This is a genomic window from Mycobacterium terramassiliense, assembly GCF_900157385.1.
Classification (GTDB): domain Bacteria; phylum Actinomycetota; class Actinomycetes; order Mycobacteriales; family Mycobacteriaceae; genus Mycobacterium; species Mycobacterium terramassiliense.
In genome coordinates this window covers 2,491,626-2,514,627 of the sequence record NZ_LT717701.1, presented here as the reverse complement: position 1 = coordinate 2,514,627, position 23,002 = coordinate 2,491,626, and the positions used below count along the sequence as shown (strand labels likewise).

Genomic DNA, 23,002 nt, shown 5'->3' with positions numbered 1-23,002 from the left:
GCTTTGCCGACACCGCATCGTCCGGCAGCGGGGAACCAAGAGGCAAAAGCACGGTGCCCCCTTCCACAGCCGTTTCGTTCATCTTCGAACCCGGCGGCGAATCGATCGCCACCAGGCACTTCGCATCGTAAGTCAATTCTGAGGACAATATCCGGGATTCAGCGATTTCGCCTCTTTTAGAAACAGCGCACGATCCCGGGCGAAACCGATGACGGAATCCGGGTGAGAGCGGCACGCTCCGCATGACGCAACCGCGGGATGGCCACAGACCCGGGCCCCTGGGGCCGCCGACTCGCGGCCCGGCGTATCACCTGCCCTTTCCGACGACCTATCCGACCCCGGTCCGCGGCACCACGCTGGGCCGCGACTGCACCACATGGGTCGGACTGGCCCCGCCGCGGCCCATCATCCCGCCGGGCATGCCCGCGCCGGCGCCCATGCCACCCATCGGCATCGGCATCATCGGCATGCCGCCGCCCATCGGCGCCCCGGCCGCGGCCGCGCCGGCCGGCATCTCGCCCATGCCCGACATCGCCGCGCTGACCATCCGGGACGGCGCCGAGCCCTGCCAGGTCGGGGGCACCGACATCGCCCCGACCAGCCGCGCCTTGCCCAGACCGGCCTCGGCGCCACCCAGGCCGCCGATGCCGCCGCCAAGCCCCTTCGGAACCGCGCTGCTGACGAATTTCGCCGGATCGACGGCGCCCGCAGCGCCCGTCGCACCGGCGAGCGCCGCCGAATTCGACGCGCCCATGCCCGCTTGGGCCGCCATCATGATCGGCGACATCATCATGCTCACCGGCATCATTCCGACCTGGGCCACCGTCGTCAGCGACGAAATCGGCGCCGCCGAGGCCAGGGAGGCCGCCTGCGACACCGCACTGCCAGCCACCGCCGTAATGCCCGACAATCCGCTCACGCCCGCCACCGACGTCGCCAATCCGGCGACCTGCGAGCCCACGCCGGTCAGCGGCGCCGCCAACAGCCCCGTCAAGCCGGCCAGGCTCACCGGCGGCAGGCTGAACGCCGGCAACGCCGCGGCCACCCCCATGGCCCCGCCGTGATAGCCGACCATCGCGGCCACGTCCTGGGCCCACATCTCCATGTACTCGAACTCGGTCATGAAGATCGCCGGCGTGTTCTGGCCCAGGATGTTCGTCGCGATCAACGCCATCAGCTGGGCGCGGTTCGCGGCGATCGCCGGGGTGGGCACCGTCGCCGCCAGCGCGGACTCGAACGCCGTCGCGGCGGTGCGCGCCTGCAGGCCCGCCGACTCCGCCTGCCCGGCCGCCGCGCTCAACCACCCCACGTAGGGCGTCGCCGCGGCCGCCATGGACATCGACGCCGGACCCGCCCAGGGCCCGTCGGTCAACCCGGAGACCACCGACTGGAACGACGACGCCGCACCCGCCAGGTCAGTCGCCAAGGCGTCCCAGGCCGACGCCGCCATGAACAAGGGCCCCGAACCCGCCCCGGCGAACATCAACGCCGAGTTGATCTCCGGCGGGAAGAACGTAAAAGCGGGAACCATCACACCCCCAAGCCAGCCAGCCGCATCAACGGCACAGTCCAACGATCAACAGACACCACGAGCCGATCCTAAGTCCTTCGCCCCTCAAAAATCAGGGGTTTCACCAAACCGTCCAACCCATGGTGGCATTGAATTCGCGTCGGGGACCGGCTCTGGTCACCCGCGGGGGCGTAGCGATGCCTTCGAACGCCTCAGGCGTGGGTAACACCGGGGTGTCACCCACGCCCTTGGATGGCTGGTCAGGCCCAGCTGGACCCGACCGCGCTGTCGGTGCTGGCCATGTTGCTGCCGGCGCTTTGCACCTTCTGGCCGTGGGAGTTGGCCTGCTCGTAGATCACCTGGAAGTTGCGACCCAACTGGGTGATGAACTCCTGGCAAGCCACCGAACCGGAGCCGCCCCAGAAGTCACCAGCGGCCAGCACATCGCGAACGATGGCCTGGTGCTCGGCCTCCAACGACGCCGCCTGGGCGCGAATCGTCGCGCCGTGGGCGTCCACATCGCCGAATTGATAGTTAATTGTCATCGCACAAATCTCCTAACGCCCTGAAGCCGCTAACTGCTCAGAATCTGCTGGGAAGCCTGCTCTTGCTGCTCGTAGTTGTTCGCGTCGCGGATCAGCCCGTCACGCACACCCTGCAGCATGTTCACAATGTTGCGAAACGCCTGGTTCATCTGACCCATGGTGTTGTAGGACGTCGCCTCCGCCGCCCCGCTCCAGCTGGCGCCGGAAATGTTTTGCGACGAGGCCCACATCCGCTGCGCCTCATCCGTAACAGTCTGCGCATGTACGTCGAAACGACCTGCCATCGCCCGCATCGCGTGCGGATCGGTCATAAACCGAGTAGCCATTACCCCACTCCTTCCGTAAACAAATCGAAGTTAGGCGCCGCTGCGGCGCCCAACGCACAGCCCCGACCTATCACCCCCGCCCTATCCGACTCCGATGCGCGGCACCACGCTGGGCCGCGACTGCACGACATTCGGGCTGGCCCCGCCGCGGCCCATCATTCCGCCGGGCATCCCGGCGCCGGCCCCCATGCCGCCCATCGGCATCGGCATGAACGGCATCCCGCCGCCCGCGGGTGCCCCGGCCGCCGCGGCGGCCGCGCCGGGCATCTCGCCGCCCAGCCCCGACATCGCCGCACTGACCATCCGGGCCGGCGTTGACCCCTGCCACGTCGGCGGCACCGACATCGCCCCGACCAGCCGCGCCCCGCCCAAATTCGCGGACGCGCCGCCCAGGCCGCCGCCCAGGCCGCCCGCGCCGCCGCCAAGCCTCATCCCCGCGGGAGCGGCGTCGCTGACGAATTTCGGCGCAGCGGCCCCGACGTCGGTGGCGCTGGCCAGTGCCGGATGCGCGCTCATGCCCGCTTGGGCCGCCATCATGATTGGCGACATCATCATGCTCGCCGGCATCATCACGACCTGGGCGACCGATTGCAGTGACGACACCGGCAGCGCCGAAGCCAGGCCCGACACCTGCGATACTGCGGGCCCGACCACCGACGTCACCGGCGCCAGCGGAGCGGCAATCGCACCCCCCACCGACGTCAGCAAGCCTGTCAGGCCCGCCAGGCTCACCGGCGGCAGGCTGAACGCCGGCAACGCCGCGGCCACCCCCATGGCCCCGCTGTGATAGCCGACCATCGCGGCCACGTCCTGGGCCCACATCTCCATGTACTCGAACTCGGTCATGAAGATCGCCGGAGTGTTCTGGCCCAGGATGTTCGCCGCGATCAGCGCCATCAGCTGGGCGCGGTTCGCGGCGATCGCCGGGGTGGGCACCGTCGCCGCCCGCGCGGACTCGAACGCCGTCGCCGCCGCGCGGGCCTGAGCCGCTGCGGCCCCGGCCTGCACCGCCGCTGAGTTCAACCACCCCACGTACGGCGCCGCCGCCTCCGCCATGGCGGCCGCCGAGGGGCCTGTCCACGACCCATTGGTCAGGCCGCTCACCACCGAGTTGAACGACGACGCCGCTCCCGACAGGTCCGACGCCAAGCCGTCCCAGGCCGACGCCGCCGTGAACAAAGGGCCCGAACCCGCGCCGGCGAATATCCGCGCCGAATTGATCTCCGGCGGCAACCAGGAAAAATCGAGAACCATCAGGAGCTCCGAGCGGCGGACCGTGCCAGAGCCCTCGTTGCCCCCCGGAAATCAACACACATCACGGCCGGATCGTAAGGCAAAAACCACGGAAAAGCCGCAGATTTTTCTAAACTTGAATCGATCGAGAACGCAAACTTGACCGGATCAAAACGCAAACTTGATCCAATCCGAAAACGGCTTTGCCGCCACCTCGCAGACCGTCGAGCATAGGCCGTCGGAGCAGCGAGGATTGCCGCCCGCGGCGCCCGCGTCGCCCGGACGCTCCGCAGAATTGCAATGGCAAATTCTCGAGAATCCTCAACAGCAATTCGCGTGCAATTTGAGGGCCCAATTAATTCGGCCAATTATCGGTGATTACGCAAAGACCACAATTGAAATAACCGTTTACGGAAGGGGCGCCTAGCAGCCCTTCAGGCGCACGGCCAGGTACTCGGCGACGGCGCCGATCGCAATCCGATCCTGGGTCATGGCGTCGCGCTCGCGCACGGTGACGGCGTCGTCCTCGAGCGAGTCGAAGTCGACGGTCACGCAGAACGGCGTGCCGACCTCGTCCTGGCGCCGGTACCGGCGCCCGATGGCGCCGGCGTCATCGAAATCGATGTTCCAGCACTTGCGCAATTCGGCGGCCAGGTCGCGGGCCTTGGGGCTCAGGTCGGCGTGCCGCGACAGCGGCAGCACCGCGGCCTTGATGGGCGCCAGCCGGGGGTCGAGCCGAAGCACGGTCCGCTTTTCCATCGCGCCCTTGGCGTTGGGGGCTTCGTCCTCGCTGTAGGCGTCGACGAGAAACGCCATGAACGACCGCGTCAGACCGGCCGCGGGTTCGATGACGTAGGGCGTGTAGCGGGCGTCGGCGACCTGGTCGTAGAACGACAGGTCGACCCCGGAATGCTTTGCGTGCGTTGACAGGTCGAAGTCCGTGCGGTTGGCGACGCCCTCCAGCTCGCCCCACGGATTGCCGACGAAACCGAACTTGTACTCGATGTCGACGGTGCGGTCCGAGTAGTGCGACAGCTTGTCCTGGGGGTGCTCATAGAGGCGCAGGTTCTGCGGGTCGATGCCAAGGTCGACGTACCACTGCAGCCGGGTGTCGATCCAATACTGATGCCATTCCTTCGCCGTCGAGGGCTCCACGAAGAACTCCATCTCCATCTGCTCGAACTCGCGGGTTCGGAAGATGAAGTTGCCGGGGGTGATCTCGTTGCGGAAGCTCTTGCCGATCTGCCCGATGCCGAACGGCGGCTTGCGGCGCGCGGTCGTCACCACGTTGGCGAAATTGACGAAGATGCCCTGCGCGGTCTCCGGACGCAGGTAGTGCAGCCCCTCCTCGGTCTCGATCGGTCCGAGGTAGGTCTTGAGCATCATGTTGAATTCGCGGGGCTCGGTCCACTTGCCGGGCTCGCCGGTCTCGGGGTCGCGGATATCGGCCAACCCGTTGGGCGGCGGATGCCCGTGTTTGGCCTCGTACGCCTCGATGAGGTGGTCGGCGCGGTAGCGCTTGTGGGTGATCAGCGATTCGACCAGGGGGTCGTGGAAGACCTCGACGTGACCGGAGGCCACCCACACCTGCCGGGGCAGGATGATCGACGAGTCGAGCCCGACCACGTCGTCGCGGCCGGTGACCACCGCGCGCCACCACTGGCGCTTGATGTTCTCCTTGAGCTCGACGCCCAGGGGACCGTAGTCCCACGCCGATTTGGTGCCACCGTAGATCTCGCCCGAGGGAAAGACGAAACCCCGCCGTTTGGCCAGGTTGACTACGGTGTCGATGACGGACGCCACGGGGCTGTGCACTCCCTTTCGAAGATCCGGGTGGATGGGGCGGCGGCGAAGCGCCGCTCGCAAAACATCAGTCATGGTATCGACCGGCGCCGCGGTCTTTGACATGCGTCATCACGCATGTGACAGTGGGAAGTGGCTGATCGTGATTCCCGCGACGGGCCCTCCACTACCCGGCTGTTCTCGAGGTGATCACTCTCCCATGGCGACGTCCTCAACGTCTTCGGCGCCGGCCGCCGCCGGCGCCGAGATGGGATCGGAGCTGACGGTGCCGGCCCACGTGCACGGCGGCGCGGGTCCGGGCCAACACGAGCAGTTTCCCGAATATCCCGTCCCACCCCCGCGGGAGATCCTCGATGCCACGGGCGAGCTGCTGCGCGCGCTGGCCGCGCCCGTGCGGATCGCCATCGTGCTGCAGTTGCGCGAATCGCACCGCTGCGTGCACGAACTGGTCGACGCGCTCGGCGTGCCGCAGCCACTGGTCAGCCAGCATCTGAAGATCCTCAAGGCGGCGGGCGTGGTGGCCGGCGAGCGGTCCGGCCGCGAAGTGCTGTATCGGCTCGCCGACCACCATCTGGCGCACGTCGTCGTCGACGCCGTCGCCCACGCGAGCGAGGACACACCATGACGGGCGCCAGCGTGCGCGCCACCCGCCAGCGCGCCGCGATCGCCACACTGCTCGAGACCCTGGACGAATTCCGTTCGGCCCAGGAGCTGCACGACGAGTTGCGCCGCCGCGGCGAGAACATCGGCCTGACCACGGTGTACCGGACGCTGCAGTCGATGGCGATGGCGGGCATGGTCGACACGCTGCGCACCGACACCGGCGAGTCGGTCTACCGCAGGTGCTCGGAACATCACCACCACCATCTGGTTTGCCGATGCTGCGGTTCCACCATCGAGGTGGGTGACCACGAGGTCGAGGAATGGGCAGAGCAAGTGGCCGCCAAGCACGGCTACTCCGATGTCAGCCACACCATCGAGATCTTTGGAACCTGCGCCCAGTGCCGCTCCTAGGCTGACCCGCCGCCCGCCGCAGCGCGGCAGCGCGGAAGCGCCGCAGCGCGGCAGCGCGGAAAGAATCTTCTGAAAAAGTGTCCGACACGCGTCCGCCGCGTGCTCCTACCCATGAGTGGCCCACGGGCCGAGACAACACCTCAAGGGAAGTGAGCACGATGCGCAAGGAACTATCGCCCCACCTGCGGCCGGTCCGCGAGGTCGAGGCCCCGTCACTGCAGTTCCGCACGATCCACGGCTACCGCCGCGCCTTCCGGATCGCCGGGTCGGGACCGGCCCTGCTGTTGATCCACGGCGTCGGCGACAACTCCAGGTCATGGGACACGGTGCACGCCAAGCTGGCGCAACGGTTCACGGTGATCGCGCCGGATCTGCTGGGCCACGGCGAATCCGACAAGCCGCACGCCGACTACTCCTTGCCCGCCTTCGCCAACGGCATGCGTGACCTGCTCGCCGTGCTCGGCATCGACCGCGTCACCGTCGTCGGGCATTCGTTCGGGGGCGGCGTCGCGATGCAATTCGCCTATCAATACCCCCAGCTGGTGGAGCGCATCGTGCTGGTGAGCGCCGGCGGCGTCGCCAAGGACGTGAGCCTGGCGTTGCGGTTGGCCGCGATGCCGCTGGGCGCCGAGGCGCTGGGCGTGCTGCGCGCTCCTGGAGTGATGCCCACGATCCGGCGCGTCGGCCGCGCCGTGCAGACAATGCTGGGTTCCACCAGGTTCGGGCGCGACGCCGCCGAGGTCGTCGATCTGCTCGAAGGCTTCCTGGACCGCGACGGGCTGGCGGCGTTCGCGCGCACCCTGCGGTCGGTGGTGGACGCGCGCGGCCAATACGTCACCATGCTGGACCGCAGTTACCTCGTGAAATCCGTGCCGGTGCAGATCATTTGGGGCGAAGACGATCTGATCATCCCGGTGGACCACGCGCACACCGCGCACGCCGCGATGCCCGGTTCGCGCATCGAGATCTTCGAGGACTCCGGGCACATGCCATTCCACGACCACCCCGACCGCTTCGTCGAGGTCGTCGAACGGTTCGTCGACTCGACCCGAGCGGCCGATTACGACCCCGACACGATGCCCGCGCTGCTGCGGACCGGTGGCCGTGAGGACCTGGCCGCCGACCCGAGGAAAGCGGCGGTGTCCTAGCCCGTCAGCGAAAGGCGTATCTGGGCGCCCGTGTCGAGCACCAGCAGGACCATGGTACGCAGGGCGTCGTCGGTCAGGCCGCCGCCGGGAAAGTTGTAGCGCAACATCACGTCCGCGGTTTTGGCCGCCCCCTTCCCGGAATTGCGTTGCACCGCAGGCTGGTTGACCTTCTCGACCAGCGTGACGGTGCCGAAGTTGCTCTCGTGCGCCTGCTTGGCGATCTGGTCGCTGATCTTCTTGGTCAGCGGGAGATCCCAGGCCAGGATCTGCGTCAGCGACACCAGGTCGAGGCCCTCGGCGATGTTGACCACCCGCAACGAGGCCAGCGTGCCGTTGTGGCGCAACGTCAGCGCGCCGTCGGGCTCCTCGTCGATGGGAAGGGCGTCGCGCAGTACCGAAGCCAGCCGCTCCTGCAGTGACGGCATCAGGCGCTCCCGAACCGTCGATTGCGGTCCGCGTATTCCTCGCACGCCGCCCACAGGTCGCGGCGGTCGTAGTCGGGCCACAGCTTGTCGGAAAAGATGTACTCGGCGTAGGCCGCCTGCCACAACATGAAGTTGCTGGACCGCTGCTCCCCCGACGTCCGCAGGAACAGGTCCACGTCGGGAATGTCGGGCCGCTGCATGTGACGGGCGATCGTCGACTCGCTGATCCGGTCGGGCTTCAGCCTGCCCGCCTCCACCAAACGTGCTATTTCCCTTGCGGATTCGGTGATCTCGGCGCGGCCGCCGTAGTTCACGCAGTAATTGACGGTGATGACGTCGTTGCCGTTCGTCATCGCCTCGGCGATCGCCAATTCGTTGATCACGCTGCGCCACAGGCGGGGCCGGGAACCGACCCACCGGATTCGGACGCCGATCGTGTTGAGGTTGACCCGGCGCATGCGCACCACGTCGCGATTGAAGCCCATCAGGAAGCGGACCTCATCGGGCGAACGCTTCCAGTTCTCGGTGGAAAACGCGTAAAGGCTCAACCACTTGATGCCGATTTCGATTGCGCCGCAGACGATGTCGATGACGACGGCCTCACCCGCCCGGTGGCCGTCGGTCCGGCTGAGCCCGCGCTGGGTGGCCCAGCGGCCGTTGCCGTCCATCACGATGGCCACGTGGTTGGGCAGTCGGTCGGCCGGAATCCGGGGCGCCGCCGCTTTGGAAGTGTGCTGCGGGGGGCGGCGCGGGCCGCCGCCGGCGGACGGCGGCAGCTCCGGGAAGGGCACGGGCCAGGTCGATTTGTCGGGAAAGACCGGGTAGTCATCGGGCGCGGGGGGCAGCTGCGGGAAGTCGGTCGCCCTCGGCTTGCGCTCAGCCACAGGCAGTATCCTGCCCGATCAGCGCTGCGCGCCGTTCGGCGATGGTGCGGTCGGCCTGGTATGTCCGCTCTACCAGCGGCAACGTTTTGAGCTGCCGTTCCAGATGCCATTGCAGGTGCGCGGCCACCAGTCCGCTGACGTAGCCGCGGTGCGATTGCGGCGACGCCTCGGCGGCCTCCCAGTCCCCGTCGTGCAGCGCGGCCATCAGCTCCAGCACGCCCGGCGGCGGGGTGGTCGAGCCGGCCGGGCGGCAATGTGGGCAGACGCTGCCCCCGGCGGCGACGTGAAACGCCCGATGCGGACCGGGTGTGGCGCACCGGGCGCACTCGGTGAGCGCCGGCGCCCATCCGGCGATGCCCATGGCGCGCAGCAGATAGGCGTCCAGCAACAGGTCGCGGGGCCGGCGCCCGTCGGCCACCGCGCGCAGCGCGCCCACCGTGAGCCGGTGCAGCGCCGGGGCGGGCGCCCGCTCCTCGCCGGCGAGGCGTTCGGCGGTTTCCAGCATCGCGCACCCGCAGGTGTACCGGCCGTAGTCGCTGACGATGTCGGTGGCGAACGCGTCGATGGAGACGACCTGGGTGACGATGTCGAGATTGCGGCCGGGGTGCAGTTGCGCGTCGATGTGGGCAAACGGCTCCAGCCGCGCGCCGAATTTGCTGCGGGTGCGGCGCACGCCCTTGGCCACCGCGCGAACCAGGCCATGGTCGCGGGTCAGCAGGGTGACGATCCGGTCGGCTTCGCCGAGCTTGTGCTGACGCAACACCACAGCTCGGTCTCGATATAGCCGCATCACCATAGTTTTGCACCCCGCCGCGACATTGCGGGTATCCGCGCCGTTAGTCTCGTACCCCGTGATCGGCGCTTCCGGGGCGGGCACCGGGTCCATCTCCGGATCCGGCGGTCAGCGCCTGCCCACACTGACTGACCTGCTATATCAGCTGGCCAGCCGCTCAGTGACGTCCACCACACTGGTGAGCCGTTCGCTGCATGCCATCCATTCCAGCCAGCCGACCCTGAACGCCTTCCGGGTGGTGCTGACCGAGTCGGCGCTGGCCGCCGCGGCGGAGGCTGATCGGCGCCGCGCGGCCGGAGACACCGCGCCGCTGCTGGGCATCCCGATCGCGGTCAAAGACGACGTCGACGTCGCCGGCGTGCCCACCGCCTTCGGCACCGAGGGGTATGTCGCGCCGGCGACCCAGGACGCCGAGGTGGTGCGCCGCCTGAAGGCCGCCGGCGCCGTGATCGTCGGCAAGACGAACACCTGCGAGCTGGGCCAATGGCCGTTCACCAGCGGGCCCGGCTTCGGCCACACCCGCAATCCCTGGTCGCGGCGGCACACCCCTGGCGGCTCGTCGGGGGGTAGCGCGGCCGCCGTGGCCGCGGGCCTGGTGACCGCCGCCATCGGCTCCGACGGCGCCGGCAGCGTCCGCATCCCCGCGGCGTGGACGCACTTGGTGGGCATCAAGCCGCAGCGCGGCCGCATCTCGACCTGGCCGCTGCCCGAGGCGTTCAACGGCATCACGGTCAACGGCGTGCTCGCGCGCACCGTGGCCGATGCGGCCCTGGTGCTCGACGCCGCGTCGGGCAACGTCGAGGGCGACCGGCACAAGCCGCCCCCGATCACGGCGTCCGACTATGTCGGCAAGGCGCCCGGCCCGCTGAACATCGCGCTGTCGACGCGGTTCCCGTACACCGGTTTTCGCGCCAAGCTGGACCCCGAGATCCTGGCCGCGACGCGGGCCGTCGGCAAGCAACTCGAGCTGCTCGGCCACAAGGTCGTGCCCGGCAATCCCGACTACGGCCTGCGGTTGTCGTGGAACTTCCTGGCCCGGTCCACCGCGGGCCTGCGGGATTGGGAGGAGCGGCTGGGCGACGGGGTGATCCTGGACCCCCGCACGGTGTCGAACCTGCGCATGGGCCAGGTGCTGGGGCAGGCGATTCTGCGCAGCGCGCGCCGCCACGAGGCGGCCGACCAGCGGCGGGTGGGCTCGATCTTCGACATCGTCGACGTGGTGCTGGCCCCGACGACCGCCCAACCGCCGCCGTTGGCGCGCTCGTTCGACCGGTTGAGCAGCTTTGGCACCGACCGCGCCATGATCGCCGCGTGCCCGTTGACCTGGCCGTGGAACCTGTTGGGGTGGCCGTCGATCAATGTGCCGGCGGGATTTACCGCCGAAGGTTTGCCGATCGGCGTGCAGCTGATGGGTCCAGCAAACAGCGAAGGCCTGCTGATCTCGCTGGCCGCCGAGCTGGAGGCCGTCTGCGGCTGGTCCACCAAGCAGCCGCCCATGTGGTGGCACGGTGCCGACACGCCGCCCGCCGGGGCGCCGCCGTCGCGTAGGTGAGCCGGCGGCGGATATCCGCGCCGAGGTCAAACCTCTCTAAAAGCCAAGCCGACCAAGTTGTTTGGGGTCGCTCTGCCAGTTCTTGGCGACCTTGACGCGCAGGTCGAGGTAGACCTTGGTGCCCAGCAGCTTCTCGATCTGGGCGCGCGCGGCGGTCCCCACTTCCCGTAGCCGTGCGCCGCCCTTGCCGATCACGATGCCCTTCTGGCTGTCCCGCTCGACGTAGAGGATCGCGTGCACGTCGATCAGGTCGTCGCGCCCCTCGCGCGGATTGACCTCGTCGATCACCACCGCCAGCGAGTGCGGCAGCTCGTCGCGAACCCCCTCCAGGGCGGCCTCGCGGATGAGCTCGGCCATCAGGACCTCCTCGGGCTCGTCGGTCAGCTCACCGTCGGGGTAGTAGGCCGGTCCGGCGGGCAGCGCCGCGGCCAGGACCTCGATCAACACGTCGACCTGCGCACCCGTCACCGCCGACACCGGGACGATTTCGGCCGAGTCGCCGACCAACTCGCTGGCGGCGACCAGCTGCGCGGCCACCCGGTCCTTGGGCACCTTGTCGATCTTGGTGACGACGGCCACGAGCGCTGTCCTGGGAGCGACCGCACGAATCTGATCGACGATCCACCGGTCGCCGGGGCCGATCGCCTCGTCGGCCGGGATGCACAACCCGATCACGTCGACCTCGGTGTAGGTGTCGCGGACCAGGTCGTTGAGGCGCTTGCCCAGCAGGGTGCGCGGCCGGTGCAGGCCGGGGGTGTCGACCAGGATGATCTGGAACTCTTGCCGGTGCACGATGCCGCGAATGGTGTGCCGGGTGGTCTGCGGCCGCTTCGAGGTGATCGCCACCTTGGCGCCGACCAGCGCGTTGGTCAGCGTCGACTTGCCGGTATTGGGCCGGCCCACCAAACACACGAAGCCCGAACGGAATTCAGTCATGGCCGCCCATCGCCGAGCGTGCACTGAGTGCGAATTCGACGCGATTTTTTCGCAGTGAGTGCACGCTCGATGTCACGTCGACCCGTCGGCTTCGGCCGGGCTCAGCAGGACGGTGTTGATGCGCACCCGCCCCCGATGATCGGGGCCGCCCTCGGCGCGCAGGCGCAGGCCATGCGAGACCACCTCGGCGCCGGGCAGCGGCACCCGGCCCAATTCCAGAGCCACCAGGCCCCCCACGGTGTCGACGTCGAGGTCGTCGTCGAATTCGACGTCGTACAGTTCGCCGACGTCCTCGATCGGCAGTCGTGCCGACACCCGAAACCGCTTGTCGCCCAACTCTTCTATCGGCGCCGTCTCGGCCTGGTCGTATTCGTCGGCGATCTCCCCGACGATCTCCTCCAGCACGTCCTCGATGCTGACCAGGCCGGCGATCGCGCCGTACTCGTCGACGAGCAGGGCCATGTGGTTGCGGTCGCGTTGCATCTCGCGCAGTAGCGCGTCCAGTGGCTTTGAGTCCGGCACGAAGACCGCCGGGCGCATGACTTGCGACACCTTGGTGTCCCGGCCCCGGTCGGGCGAGGAGAATGTCTGCTGGACAAGATCTTTCAGATACACCACCCCGACGACATCGTCGACGTTCTCGCCGATCACCGGGATGCGCGAGTGACCGCTGCGCACGGCCAGGTTGGTCGCCTGGCTGGCGGATTTGTCGCTTTCGATCCAGATCATCTCGGTGCGCGGCACCATCACCTCGCGGGCCGGGGTGTCACCGAGTTCGAAGACCGACTCGATCATCCGGCGTTCGTCGGCGGCCACCACGCCGCGCTGCTGGGCCAGGTCGACGACTTCGCGCAGTTCGATCTCGGAGGCGAACGGCCCGTTCCGCAACCCCCGACCGGGGGTGAGCGCGTTGCCCAGCACCACCAGCAACCGGCTGAGCGGCATCAACAACCACGAAATCACCCGCAGCGGAAGGGCGGTCACCAGGGAGATGGAATAGGCGTGCTGGCGCCCGAGGGTGCGGGGGCCGACTCCGATGACGACGAAACTCGTCACCACCATGATGGTGGCCGCCCCGAACAACGCCCACCTCATGCCGAAGTTGTCGTAGAGGAACACCACCAACAACACGGTCGCGGTGATCTCGCAGATGATGCGCAGCAGCACCACCAGGTTGATGTAGCGCGGACGCTCGCTCATCACCTTGAACAACGACACCGCGCCCGGCCGCTCCTCGCGCACCAGTTCCTGCACCCGCGCCAACGACACCGTGCTCACGGCGGCGTCGATCGCCGCGAAGAGGCCGCCCAGGGCGATCAGGGCGATCGCGCCCAGCAGCTGGGAAACGCCGGTCAATTGTCGAAATACCTTGACTTGTCCAGCAACCGGCGGTCGCGCTCCTCCTGGCGATCTTGGCGGTAGGCCTCGACCTGTTCGGCGACCCATTCTTCGAGCAGCCGGTCCTGCAGGGCGAACATCTCTTTCTCCTCGGCCGGCTCGGCATGGTCGTAGCCGAGCAGGTGGAGCACGCCGTGAATCGTCAACAGCGCCAACTCGTGTCCCAGGGTGTGACCCGCCGCGGCGGCCTGGTCGGCGGCGAATTCCGGGCACAGCACGATGTCGCCCAGCATCGCCGGTCCCGGCTCGGGTGCGTCGGGGCGGCCGCCGGGTTCGAGCTCGTCCATCGGGAAACTCATCACGTCCGTCGGCCCAGGCAGGTCCATCCAGCGCATGTGCAGGTCGGCCATCGCCGCGGTGTCCAACAGCACCATCGACAGCTCGGCGCTCGGGTTGACGTCCATCCGCGCGATCACGAACTTCGCGACGCTGACCAACTCCACCTCGGACACGTCGATGCCCGACTCGTTGGAAACCTCGATGCTCATCGGCGACTGCGGGCGCCCGAGGCCCGCCGGGCCGCCCGGTTCATCCCCGAGCCGGGCTCCTCGTAGCGGGCATAGGCGTCGACGATCTCCGAAACCAGCCGGTGGCGCACCACATCCACACTGGTCAGCTCCGCAATGTGGATGTCGTCGACGTTGTCGAGAATCTCGACCGCCGAACGCAGGCCGGACCGGGCCCCGCCGGGAAGGTCGATCTGGGTCATGTCGCCGGTGACGACGATCTTCGACCCGAAGCCGAGCCGGGTGAGGAACATCTTCATCTGCTCGGCGGTGGTGTTCTGCGCCTCGTCAAGCACGATGAAGGCGTCATTCAAGGTGCGGCCACGCATGTACCCCAGCGGCGCGACCTCGATGACGCCGGCCGACATCAGCTTGGGAATCAGCTCGGCGTCCATCATGTCGTAGAGCGCATCGTACAGCGGCCGCAGATACGGGTCGATCTTCTCACTCAGTGTGCCGGGCAAAAAACCAAGGCGCTCACCGGCTTCCACGGCGGGCCGGGTCAGGATGATCCGGCTGACCTGCTTGGTCTGCAGCGCGTGGACGGCCTTGGCCATGGCCAGATACGTCTTGCCGGTGCCGGCCGGGCCGACCCCGAAGACGATGGTGTTGGCGTCGATGGCGTCGACGTAGCGCTTCTGGTTGAGCGTCTTGGGCCGGATCGTGTTGCCGCGGCGCGACAGGATGTCCAGGGTGAGGACCTCGGCCGGTGACTCGTTGCCGGTGCCGACCAGCATGGCGACGCTGTGGCGCACCACCTCCGGCGTCAACGGCTGGCCGCCGGCCACGATCGCGACCAGTTCGGAGACCGCCCGCTCGGCCAGGGCGACGTCGGCCGGCTCGCCGGAGATCGTGACCTCATTGCCGCGCACGTGCAGGTCGGCGTTCAGGGTGCGTTCGAGGGCGCGCAGGTTTTCGTCTGCGGATCCAAGCAGGCCCACGACGAGATCGGGCGGAACGTTGATGCTGCTGCGAACGTGAGAGGTCGATGCCGTGTCAGCAGCGCTGGTCTCGCGGGGCGTCACGTGGTTTTCGATGCCTGCCTTGTCGGGTCTGACGTGGTGAAATCCTGGCTTGCCAGTCTACCGCTGGTCAGGAGCCTGTCCCAATGGTTCGTTTGCCGCCCCGTCTGAATCCGCAGGTCGGTCCCATCGCGGCGTGAGCACGCCCAGCGCGCCCAACGCCACCGCGGCCGCGGTCGACGTCCGCAGCACCTGCGGGCCCAGCCGGACCGCCGCGGCGCCCGCCGCGGTCAACGCGGCGATCTCGTCCGGCGCGATGCCGCCCTCGGGCCCGATCACCAGCCACACCGAATCCGCTTGGCCGACATGGTGATCCGCGAGCCGATCGGTCGCCGACTCGTGCAGGGCCAGCACTACCGCCCCGGCCGCGACCTCGTGGCGAACCCGTTCGATCAGCGCGGCGGTGGACAGCACGCCCTCGACGGGCGGAATGTGCGCCCGGCGGGACTGCCGGGCCGCCGAACGGGCGACGGCCCGCCACCGGCGCAGCCCCTTGTCGACCCGGGCGCCCTCCCAGCTGGCCACGCAGCGCGCCGCCTGCCAGGCCAGGAACCCGTCGGCGCCCGCTTCGGTGGCCAACTCGATCGCCAGCTCCGAGCGATCGGACTTCGGCAGCGCCTGCACCACCCGCACCGCCGGGCGACCGGGCTCGACGCTCCAGCGCCCCAGCACCCGCGCCCGCAGCCCGTCGCGCCCGGCGTGCTCGACCTCGCAGCGGGCGAGGCGGCCGGCGCCGTCGCCGAGCACCAGCTGTTCGCCCGGCCGGATCCGGCGCACCGTGGCGGCGTGGAAACCCTCGTCGCCGTCCACGACCGCCAGCGCGCCCGTGTCGGGCAGTGCGTCAACGTAGAACAGCGTCGCCACCATGTGGGGGCCCCGGCGACTTAGCGCCCGGTGAAGGTCTCGCGCAGCCGGCTGAACAGCCCGCCGCCGCCGTGGGTGGAACGGACCTCGGCCACATCGCGGCTGCGGCGGTTCTTCAGCTCGCGCAGCAGTTCGGTGTCGTGGTGGTCCAGGCGGGTCGGCACCACCACCTCGACGTGGACATGCAGGTTACCCCGGGCGCCCGAACGCAGGTGCGGCATCCCGTGGCCGCGCAGCGTGATGATCGAACCCGGCTGCGTGCCAGGCGGAATGGTGATCTCGCTCTGACCGTCCAGGATGGCGTCGACGGTGACGGTCACGCCCAGCGCCGCGTCGACCATCGGCACCGACACCGTGCAGTGCAGGTCGTCGCCCTCGCGGACGAAGATGTCGTGGGCCTGTTCGTGCACCTCGACGTACAGGTCACCGGCCGGCCCGCCCCCGGGCCCGACCTCGCCCTGGGCCGCCAGGCGGACGCGCATGCCGTCGCCGACACCGGCGGGAATCTTGACGCTGATCTCCCGGCGGGCCCGCACCCGCCCGTCGCCCATGCACTGGTGGCACGGGTCGGGGATGACGACCCCGACGCCGCGGCAGGTCGGACACGGCCGCGACGTCATCACCTGGCCCAGCAGCGAGCGCTGCACCGTCTGCACCTCCCCGCGGCCGCCGCAGGTGTCGCAGGGCACGGGCACCGAATCGCCGTTGGTGCCCTTGCCCTGGCACCGGTCGCACAGCACCGCGGTGTCGACGGTGACCTGCTTGGTGACGCCGGTCGCGCACTCCTCGAGGTCCAGCCGCATCCGCAGCAGCGAGTCCGACCCGGGCCGGACCCGGCCGATGGGACCGCGGGAGGCCGCACCCCCGCTGAAGCCGCCGCCGAAGAAGGCCTCGAACACGTCGCCCAGATTGCCGAAGCCGCCGAATCCGCCACCGCCCGCGGCGGCGTTCTCCAGCGGATCCCCGCCCAGGTCGACGATCCGGCGTTTCTCCGGATCGCTCAGCACCTCGTAGGCGACGCTGATTTCCTTGAACTTCGCCTGCGCGGCCTCATCGGGGTTGACGTCGGGATGCAGCTCGCGCGCCAACTTGCGGTAAGCGCGCTTGATCTCAGCATCGCTGGCGTTTCTGCTCACGCCGAGCAGCCCGTAATAGTCGCGTGCCACGCCCTGACCTTCCTTGTGCCGCCGTTATGCGGCCGTCAACAAACACCAGGGTGCGCGGTCATCGGGCACCCAGAACTTCGCCGATATAAAGAGCAACCGCAGCCACGCTGGCGATAGTTCCCGGATAGTCCATCCGGGTGGGGCCCAGCACACCCATACCGCCGTACACGGTATCGGAGGTGCCGTAGGCGGTGGACACCATCGAGGTGCCCGCCATCTGCTCGGCGGCGGTCTCGTGCCCGATACGCACCGTCACCTTGCCGGCCTCCTGCTGGGCCGCCAGCAACCGCAGCACCACCACCTGCTCCTCGAGGGCCTCCAGGATGGACCGCAGCGAACCGCCGAAATCGGCGGCGTGGCGGGTCAAATTGGCGGTGCCGCCCATCAGCAGGCGCTCCTCGGTGTGCTCCACCAACGACTCCAGCAACACCGTGGCCGAGCGGCCCACGGCGTCGCTGAGGTTGTTGGCCAGCCCGCTGCGCCCGTGCAGCTCACCTGCCAGGTCGGCGACGGCGGTGGACGCCGCGGCGAGCCTCTTGCCCACCAGGGCCTGGCCCAGCATCTCGCGCAACTGGGACAGCTGGTGGTCGTCGATGACGTCGCCGAGTTCGACGATGCGCTGGTCCACCCGGCCGGAGTCGGTGATGACCACCATCAGCAGCCGGGCCGGCGTCAGGCCGATCACCTCCAGGTGGCGAACGGTCGACGTCGACAGCGTCGGGTACTGCACCACCGCCACCTGGCGGGTCAGTTGCGCCAGCAGCCGCACCGCGCGGCGCAGCACGTCGTCGAGGTCGACACCGGATTCCAGAAAGTTTTGAATCGCGCTCCGCTCGGCCGACGACAGCGGCTTGACCTCGGCCAGCCGGTCCACGAACTCGCGGTAGCCCTTTTCGGTGGGCACCCGTCCGGAGCTGGTGTGCGGCTGGGTGATGTAGCCTTCGGCCTCCAGCACCGCCATGTCGTTGCGGACGGTCGCGGACGACACGCCCAGGTTGTGGCGCTCGACCAACGACTTGGAACCGATGGGTTCCTGGGTGGAGACGAAGTCGGCGACGATGGCGCGCAGTACCTCGAAGCGACGCTCGTCGGCACTTCCCATCGGCTCCCACCTCCTTGATCGCGTCCATTTTACGGTGTCACGGGGTTGTGACCGCCATTCGCGGCGTAGCCGGGCGAAGCGGGTCGCCACCAGGCGGACCGTGGCGATCGCGAGCGCGGCGTAGCCGGGCGAAGCGGGTCGCCACCAGGCGGACCGTGGCGATCGCGAGCGCGGCGTAGCCGGGCGAAGCGGGTCGCCACCAGGCGGGTTAGCCTGTCCACCATGTACTCGTCGGGCCCGGGGGATGCGTCAGAGACGATCCGCCAATGATTTTCAAGGGCGTGCGCGACGGCAAGCCGTACCCGGAGCACGGGCTGTCCTACAAGGACTGGTCGCAGATACCGCCGCAGCAGATCCGGCTGGACGAATTGGTCACGACGACGACGGTGCTGGCGTTGGACCGGCTGCTGTCGGAGGACTCCACGTTCTACGGCGACCTTTTCCCGCACGCGGTGCGGTGGCGGGGCATCACCTACCTCGAGGACGGCCTGCACCGCGCGGTGCGCGCCGCGTTGCGGAACCGCACCGTGCTGCACGCCCGGGTGTTCGACATGGACATGCCGCTGAGCCAGCAGACGTAACTCTTGTGGCGCGGTCACGTTTCTATGTCGCCGGGTGTCGACGTAGAAAGGACCACGTTCAAGGAGGACCGCCATGCCTCGCCTTCAAGGAGTACCCGACCGCGATGCCGGCCTGGGCGCCAAGATCGCCTTCTTCTTCACCAAGCGCAAGCTGGCGCAGATGGCCGGGCTCGAGACCGCCGGCATGCTCGAACCGCTGCGGATGTACGCGCACATCCCCCGATTGCTCAGCGCCTACGGCAAGCTCGAGCAGGCGGAGTCGAAGCTGGACATCCTCAGTCCGCGCCACCGGGCGCTGGCCGAGCTGAAGTCGGCGACCACGGTGGGCTGCGAGTACTGCATCGACCTGGGCTCGCAGATCGCGCGCCGGTGGGGACTCACCGACGAGGAACTGCTGGCCCTGTCGGATTACCGCAACGCCTCCTGCTTCTCCGAGCTGGACAAGCTCATCCTGGAGTACGCCACCGCGATGAGCCGCACCCCGGTCGAGGTGACCGATCAGCTCTTCGGCGCGCTGCGCGCCCATTTCGACACAGCCCAGCTCGTCGGGCTCACCCACGTCATCACGCTGGGCAACATGCGCGCCCGGTTCAACATCGCGCTCGGCATCGGATCGTCGGGCTTCTCCGGCGACCGGGTGTGCGCGCTGCCCGATGACCAGCGGAAACACGGGTGACGGTCGCGCATGACTGCCGACGGGTAGCGGAGGGTTTGTTTCGACGCGGCCCGTCTGACCGCGAGCCTCCCCGCAGTAACCGGTTACTCGATGTGCAGTAGTCGGTTACTTAACGCCCCCGCCATAAAATAAGCCATCCTGCTCTGACGGGTGGAGGACCGCCGGGCTCGTGACAACCAGGGGCTAGCTAGCAGGAGGTCCGGGATGTCGTATGTGATCGCAACGCCAGAGCTGATGACCTCGGCGGCAACGGATTTAGCAGCCGCCGGCGCGAACGTCAACGCGGCCCACATGGTGGCGGCCGCCCCGACCGTCGCGGTGATACCCGCCGCCGCCGATGAGGTGTCAGCCAGTGTCGCGCAGCTGTTCTCCCAGCACGCTGCGAACTATCAGGGGCTGGCCGGTCAGGCGGCGGCGTTTCAGGAGCAGTTTGTGCAGCACTTGACTGCCGGTGCGTTCTCCTATGCCGACGTCGAGGCCACCTTGGCCTCGTTGTTGCAGGGCGCGAACGGGGTTGTCAGCGTCATTGCCACCTCGTCGCCTCAGCAATTAATAGAAGACCTTGTGTTCCCACTCATATCCCCTATTTTTAATAATCCTGAGTTAGTTTTTCCGCTTTTGGTCATACTTGGCGCCCCGCCGTTCCTTGCCGCCATAACTTTCCTTTTGTTGTATATTTATGTTGCTGGCCTGCTAAACCAATATGGATTGTAGCGGGTTCAGTGCGCGACCCGCATTCAAAAGCCCGCACAGGGATAAGGGCCGAATGACGGCCCAGGAAATAGGCCGACAGTTCGACACCTGATATTGGCGCAGTTCGGGGCAGGGGTGGGGTCACATCTCGGCAGCTTCCGCCCATTACCGCTTGCCGGGCGAGCTTTGAGCGCGGACCGACAGCGTTTTGCGTTTTGGTCACCCCATTAGAGCAAATCCAGCAAACATGACCCGCAGCCAGCGCGGCAAATCAGGAAAATCCCAAATTACCGAAATTGGACTTGAGCCACCGCTCCCCGCTGAGCAATCAGCTTTCGTTCGTTCTGTAGCCATCCCTCGGCGTCCATGCGAGCATCGAAAGTGTGGGGCCAGTCGTAACGCATGCCGTCATCGGCAATTCAGGACGCCTAGGATGCGCCCGGATCGCATGGCCCGCAACGCGCCCCAGCTACGTCGACCGGCGGTGGTTATGGTCGGAGTTTTCTTTGCCATGACCGCAACATCAGCGCAGCACTCAGACCGTTGGCCGATCTTTTGAAATGGGGGTTTGTGTCCCACTATGTCCATATCTTTGCTGGCTTTAAACCCATTTCCGACCAGGTCAAAGGTTAACTAATGTGAGCCGAGTCATCACGCTGGGCAACATGCGCGCCCGGTTCAACATCGCGCTCGGCATCGGATCGTCGGGCTTCTCCGGCGACCGGGTGTGCGCCCTGCCCGAGCGGGGCCGCGCGTGACGAGGCCGCACCACCCGGAGGCCGCGCTGGCCGCGCGGTTCGAGGCGGCGCGGCCCCGGCTGGGCGCCATCGCCTATCGCATGCTGGGCTCGATCGACGACGCCCAGGACGCCGTGCAGGAGGCGTGGCTGCGGCTCAGCGCCGCCGGCCGGGACATCGCGAATGTCGACGCCTGGCTGACCACGGTGGTGGCCCGCATCTGCCTGAACACCTTGCGCGACCGGCACGGACGCGGGCGGGAGGAGCCGGTCGGTCACCTGCCGGATCCGATCGTCGACGCCGACGGAGAGTTCGATCCCGAACACCGGGCGATGCTGGCCGACGCGGTGGGGCTGGCCCTGTTCGTGGTGCTGGACACGCTGCCGCCCGCCGAGCGGCTGGCCTTCGTGTTGCACGACGTGTTCGCGGTCCCGTTCGACGAGATCGCGCCCATCGTCGAGCGGACCCCGGAGGCGACGCGCAAGCTGGCCAGCCGGGCGCGCCGGCGCATCGAGCAGGCCGAGCCGGCCCCCGACGCGGGCGTCGCCGCGCAGCGCGAAGCCGTCGACGCCTTCTTCGCCGCGGGCCGAGCCGGCGACTTCGACCGGCTGGTGTCGGTGCTGCACCCCGACGTCGTGCTGCGGGGCGACTTCGGCCGGGGCGCCGCGGGATTCCGCGCCGAGGGCGCGGCCTCGGTGGCCAACCTCGCGCGCGGCTACGCGGGGCCGGAGCGCGAGGTGCGCCCCGCCATTGTCAACGGCGCCGCCGGCGCGGTCGTGTTCGTCGACGGGCGGCCCACGGCGATCATGGGATTCGTGGTGCGCGACGGGCTGGTGGCGGCCATCGATGTGCTGGCCGACCCGGACCGGATCGCCAAGCTAGACCTGCGCGGCGTGCGCGCCGATCACTGACCGGCGGCCTGCAGCAACTCCATCGCCGAGGCGCGCGACAGGACCCAGCCGCCCTGGTTCACGAACGTGACGTTCTGGGTGACCGGAGACGTGAGCTTGGGGCCCGAGACCGCCACGTCGGCCGTCGCGGACCCGGCCGCGGCCGGTTGGACGTTGGTGACGTTGAACGCCAGCGGCAGGTCGCCGTTCTTGGCGGCCTTCTGCAGCTTCTTGTCGGCGATGTGCGCTTCCATCCCGCCTATGCCGCCTTCGACCAGAGTGCTCTTGTTCGCGAACGGGACGCTGGGGTCGGCGAGGCTGGTCAGCAGGCCGGTCAACTGATCGGCCGTCGGCACGTTCACCGCCTGCGGCGGATCCTGCGGCAACGGCGCGCCGACGGCGATCAGCCGCACCGAGGCCGCCTCGCCCGGCGCCGCGATGGACGTGATGCCGGCGGCCGCTCCCCCGATGACGGCCAGCGCTGCCGCGCCGCCGGCGAAGAATTTCACGGTTTTCATGGTCCCCCCTTTGGTGGGCACGCGTCGACGGACGGTGCCAGTGTGCCGCTTTCTACTGTTGTTTCGCGTCTGCGCACCGTGACGTTACGACCACACCGTGTGAGCAGCCTGTGCGCCCACTGTGCGGCGCACAGGCTGCTCGGGTTGCTAGTTCGTCGCCGACGCGGCCTGGATGAGGGCGATCGCGGCGTCGTGCTGCAGGATCCAGTTGCCGCCCTGGTTGACGAACACGAGGTGTTTCTCGACCGGCCCGGCGAACCTCGGACCCGAGATGGCGACATCGGCCTGGGCCATGTTCGGCCCGGCCGGCGCGATGTTCGTCACGGCGAACGTCTCGGGGAAGTTTCCGTTCCGGAAGGCCTTCCTCAGGTCGTGGTCGGCCACGTGGCCCTCGTCCGGGGAGATGCCGTTCTCGACCAGGTTGGTTTTGGTCGTGTACGAGACGCCCGGATCGGTGGCCTGGGTGCATAGGGTCGACAACTGGTCCGGGCTCGGCAGCCCCGGCGCGGGCGGCGGATCCTGCGGTAGTGGCGCGGCGGATGCCACGGCGATGCCGGCCGTGCCCATTGTGGCCAGCGCTAACGCGCCGGTGGCCAAGGATTTCATTCTCATGTTCAGTCCTCCCCCTGGTGAGTATGAGTTGTGATTGTGCCCCCAGCGCCTGCCGTTCTTGGTCTCGG

At 68.4% G+C, this 23,002-nt stretch carries 26 protein-coding genes and 1 pseudogene; 9 read left to right on the top strand and 18 right to left on the bottom strand.

Features of this window, described 5'->3' with window-relative positions:
* Positions 1-328: 328 nt before the first annotated feature.
* The 5 genes from MTAB308_RS26470 to MTAB308_RS26450 form a co-directional block, all read right to left on the bottom strand.
* The gene (locus tag MTAB308_RS26470; protein ID WP_077103606.1) at positions 329-1,531 is read right to left on the bottom strand and encodes a PPE family protein; all 1,203 of its coding nucleotides are present in this window, start codon (positions 1,529-1,531) and stop codon (positions 329-331) included.
* Positions 1,532-1,770: 239 nt separating this feature from the next.
* On the bottom strand, positions 1,771-2,055 hold the full coding sequence (locus MTAB308_RS26465) for a WXG100 family type VII secretion target (protein WP_077103603.1): 285 nt from the start codon (positions 2,053-2,055) through the stop codon (positions 1,771-1,773).
* 29 nt (positions 2,056-2,084) lie between these two features.
* Entirely contained in the window at positions 2,085-2,381 is a 297-nt protein-coding gene (locus MTAB308_RS26460; protein ID WP_077103601.1) for a WXG100 family type VII secretion target, read from the bottom strand.
* Between the two features lie 81 nt (positions 2,382-2,462).
* Complete coding sequence (locus MTAB308_RS26455; protein WP_077103599.1) at positions 2,463-3,635, bottom strand: PPE family protein; 1,173 nt, start codon at positions 3,633-3,635, stop codon at positions 2,463-2,465.
* A gap of 402 nt (positions 3,636-4,037) precedes the next feature.
* Positions 4,038-5,429, bottom strand: a complete 1,392-nt coding sequence (locus MTAB308_RS26450) for a glycine--tRNA ligase (RefSeq protein ID WP_077103596.1) — start codon at positions 5,427-5,429, stop codon at positions 4,038-4,040.
* A gap of 235 nt (positions 5,430-5,664) precedes the next feature.
* Between MTAB308_RS26450 and MTAB308_RS26445 the strand changes: the two genes are divergently transcribed.
* From MTAB308_RS26445 to MTAB308_RS26435, 3 genes are all read left to right on the top strand, one after another.
* Positions 5,665-6,042, top strand: a complete 378-nt coding sequence (locus MTAB308_RS26445; RefSeq protein ID WP_425436359.1) for an ArsR/SmtB family transcription factor — start codon at positions 5,665-5,667, stop codon at positions 6,040-6,042.
* Entirely contained in the window at positions 6,039-6,431 is a 393-nt protein-coding gene (locus MTAB308_RS26440) for a Fur family transcriptional regulator (protein ID WP_077103592.1), read from the top strand. Before MTAB308_RS26445 ends, MTAB308_RS26440 begins: the two co-directional genes overlap by 4 nt.
* Positions 6,432-6,589: 158 nt before the next feature.
* Positions 6,590-7,579 (top strand): alpha/beta fold hydrolase, encoded by a 990-nt coding sequence (locus MTAB308_RS26435; RefSeq protein ID WP_077103589.1) that lies wholly within the window; start codon positions 6,590-6,592, stop codon positions 7,577-7,579.
* Here the strand turns inward: MTAB308_RS26435 and MTAB308_RS26430 are convergent.
* The 3 genes from MTAB308_RS26430 to recO are packed head-to-tail and all read right to left on the bottom strand — an operon-like array spanning position 7,576 to position 9,678.
* Positions 7,576-8,004: a hypothetical protein gene (locus tag MTAB308_RS26430; protein WP_077103587.1), complete on the bottom strand. Its 429-nt coding sequence runs from the start codon at positions 8,002-8,004 to the stop codon at positions 7,576-7,578. The two genes, MTAB308_RS26435 and MTAB308_RS26430, sit on opposite strands and share 4 nt — an antisense overlap.
* Positions 8,004-8,888, bottom strand: a complete 885-nt coding sequence (locus MTAB308_RS26425) for a decaprenyl diphosphate synthase (protein WP_077103585.1) — start codon at positions 8,886-8,888, stop codon at positions 8,004-8,006. The genes MTAB308_RS26430 and MTAB308_RS26425 overlap by 1 nt, the downstream gene beginning before the upstream one ends.
* The gene (gene recO / locus MTAB308_RS26420) at positions 8,881-9,678 is read right to left on the bottom strand and encodes a DNA repair protein RecO (protein ID WP_077104831.1); all 798 of its coding nucleotides are present in this window, start codon (positions 9,676-9,678) and stop codon (positions 8,881-8,883) included. Before recO ends, MTAB308_RS26425 begins: the two co-directional genes overlap by 8 nt.
* 61 nt (positions 9,679-9,739) lie before the next feature.
* Here recO and MTAB308_RS26415 point away from each other — a divergent pair, with 61 nt between their 5' ends.
* Positions 9,740-11,233 (top strand): amidase, encoded by a 1,494-nt coding sequence (locus MTAB308_RS26415; protein WP_077103582.1) that lies wholly within the window; start codon positions 9,740-9,742, stop codon positions 11,231-11,233.
* Between the two features lie 36 nt (positions 11,234-11,269).
* On the opposite strand, the gene era is transcribed toward MTAB308_RS26415, so the two are convergent.
* The 7 genes from era to hrcA all read right to left on the bottom strand — a co-directional run bounded on the left by era (position 11,270) and on the right by hrcA (position 18,227).
* Positions 11,270-12,169 carry a GTPase Era gene (gene era, locus MTAB308_RS26410; RefSeq protein ID WP_077103580.1) on the bottom strand — a complete coding sequence of 300 codons (900 nt, stop codon included), beginning with the start codon at positions 12,167-12,169 and terminating at the stop codon, positions 11,270-11,272.
* A 72-nt stretch (positions 12,170-12,241) separates the two neighbouring features.
* Entirely contained in the window at positions 12,242-13,525 is a 1,284-nt protein-coding gene (locus MTAB308_RS26405; protein ID WP_077103578.1) for a hemolysin family protein, read from the bottom strand.
* Positions 13,522-14,055, bottom strand: a complete 534-nt coding sequence (ybeY, locus tag MTAB308_RS26400; RefSeq protein WP_077103576.1) for an rRNA maturation RNase YbeY — start codon at positions 14,053-14,055, stop codon at positions 13,522-13,524. Before ybeY ends, MTAB308_RS26405 begins: the two co-directional genes overlap by 4 nt.
* The gene (locus tag MTAB308_RS26395) at positions 14,052-15,098 is read right to left on the bottom strand and encodes a PhoH family protein (protein ID WP_077103574.1); all 1,047 of its coding nucleotides are present in this window, start codon (positions 15,096-15,098) and stop codon (positions 14,052-14,054) included. Before MTAB308_RS26395 ends, ybeY begins: the two co-directional genes overlap by 4 nt.
* 57 nt (positions 15,099-15,155) lie before the next feature.
* Positions 15,156-15,962, bottom strand: coding sequence for a 16S rRNA (uracil(1498)-N(3))-methyltransferase (locus MTAB308_RS26390; RefSeq protein ID WP_077103571.1), 807 nt, complete (start codon positions 15,960-15,962; stop codon positions 15,156-15,158).
* 17 nt (positions 15,963-15,979) lie between these two features.
* Positions 15,980-17,125, bottom strand: a complete 1,146-nt coding sequence (dnaJ, locus tag MTAB308_RS26385; RefSeq protein WP_077103570.1) for a molecular chaperone DnaJ — start codon at positions 17,123-17,125, stop codon at positions 15,980-15,982.
* 58 nt (positions 17,126-17,183) lie between these two features.
* A complete protein-coding gene (hrcA, locus tag MTAB308_RS26380) occupies positions 17,184-18,227 on the bottom strand; it encodes a heat-inducible transcriptional repressor HrcA (protein WP_077103568.1) in 1,044 nt (347 codons plus the stop codon).
* Positions 18,228-18,493: 266 nt separating this feature from the next.
* Here hrcA and MTAB308_RS26375 point away from each other — a divergent pair, with 266 nt between their 5' ends.
* From MTAB308_RS26375 to MTAB308_RS26365, 3 genes are all read left to right on the top strand, one after another.
* Complete coding sequence (locus tag MTAB308_RS26375) at positions 18,494-18,808, top strand: type II toxin-antitoxin system VapB family antitoxin (protein WP_077103566.1); 315 nt, start codon at positions 18,494-18,496, stop codon at positions 18,806-18,808.
* A 73-nt stretch (positions 18,809-18,881) separates the two neighbouring features.
* Positions 18,882-19,484, top strand: a complete 603-nt coding sequence (locus MTAB308_RS26370) for a carboxymuconolactone decarboxylase family protein (protein ID WP_077103564.1) — start codon at positions 18,882-18,884, stop codon at positions 19,482-19,484.
* A gap of 204 nt (positions 19,485-19,688) precedes the next feature.
* The gene (locus MTAB308_RS26365) at positions 19,689-20,198 is read left to right on the top strand and encodes a PE family protein (protein ID WP_077104829.1); all 510 of its coding nucleotides are present in this window, start codon (positions 19,689-19,691) and stop codon (positions 20,196-20,198) included.
* A gap of 266 nt (positions 20,199-20,464) precedes the next feature.
* Here the strand turns inward: MTAB308_RS26365 and MTAB308_RS30725 are convergent, their stop codons facing one another.
* The gene (locus MTAB308_RS30725) at positions 20,465-20,581 is read right to left on the bottom strand and encodes a hypothetical protein (RefSeq protein WP_483869904.1); all 117 of its coding nucleotides are present in this window, start codon (positions 20,579-20,581) and stop codon (positions 20,465-20,467) included.
* A 240-nt stretch (positions 20,582-20,821) separates the two neighbouring features.
* Between MTAB308_RS30725 and MTAB308_RS26360 the strand changes: the two are divergent.
* Together MTAB308_RS26360 and MTAB308_RS26355 are read left to right on the top strand one after the other, a co-directional pair.
* Positions 20,822-20,935: pseudogene (locus MTAB308_RS26360) on the top strand (carboxymuconolactone decarboxylase family protein); the annotation flags it as partial.
* A complete protein-coding gene (locus MTAB308_RS26355; RefSeq protein WP_077103561.1) occupies positions 20,932-21,825 on the top strand; it encodes a sigma-70 family RNA polymerase sigma factor in 894 nt (297 codons plus the stop codon). The pseudogene MTAB308_RS26360 and the gene MTAB308_RS26355, both read left to right, overlap by 4 nt.
* On the opposite strand, the gene MTAB308_RS26350 is transcribed toward MTAB308_RS26355, so the two are convergent.
* Together MTAB308_RS26350 and MTAB308_RS26345 are read right to left on the bottom strand one after the other, a co-directional pair.
* Positions 21,819-22,322: an MTB12 family secreted protein gene (locus MTAB308_RS26350; protein ID WP_077103559.1), complete on the bottom strand. Its 504-nt coding sequence runs from the start codon at positions 22,320-22,322 to the stop codon at positions 21,819-21,821. The genes MTAB308_RS26355 and MTAB308_RS26350 overlap by 7 nt on opposite strands.
* 147 nt (positions 22,323-22,469) lie before the next feature.
* On the bottom strand, positions 22,470-22,928 hold the full coding sequence (locus MTAB308_RS26345; RefSeq protein WP_077103557.1) for an MTB12 family secreted protein: 459 nt from the start codon (positions 22,926-22,928) through the stop codon (positions 22,470-22,472).
* Positions 22,929-23,002 lie beyond the last annotated feature (74 nt).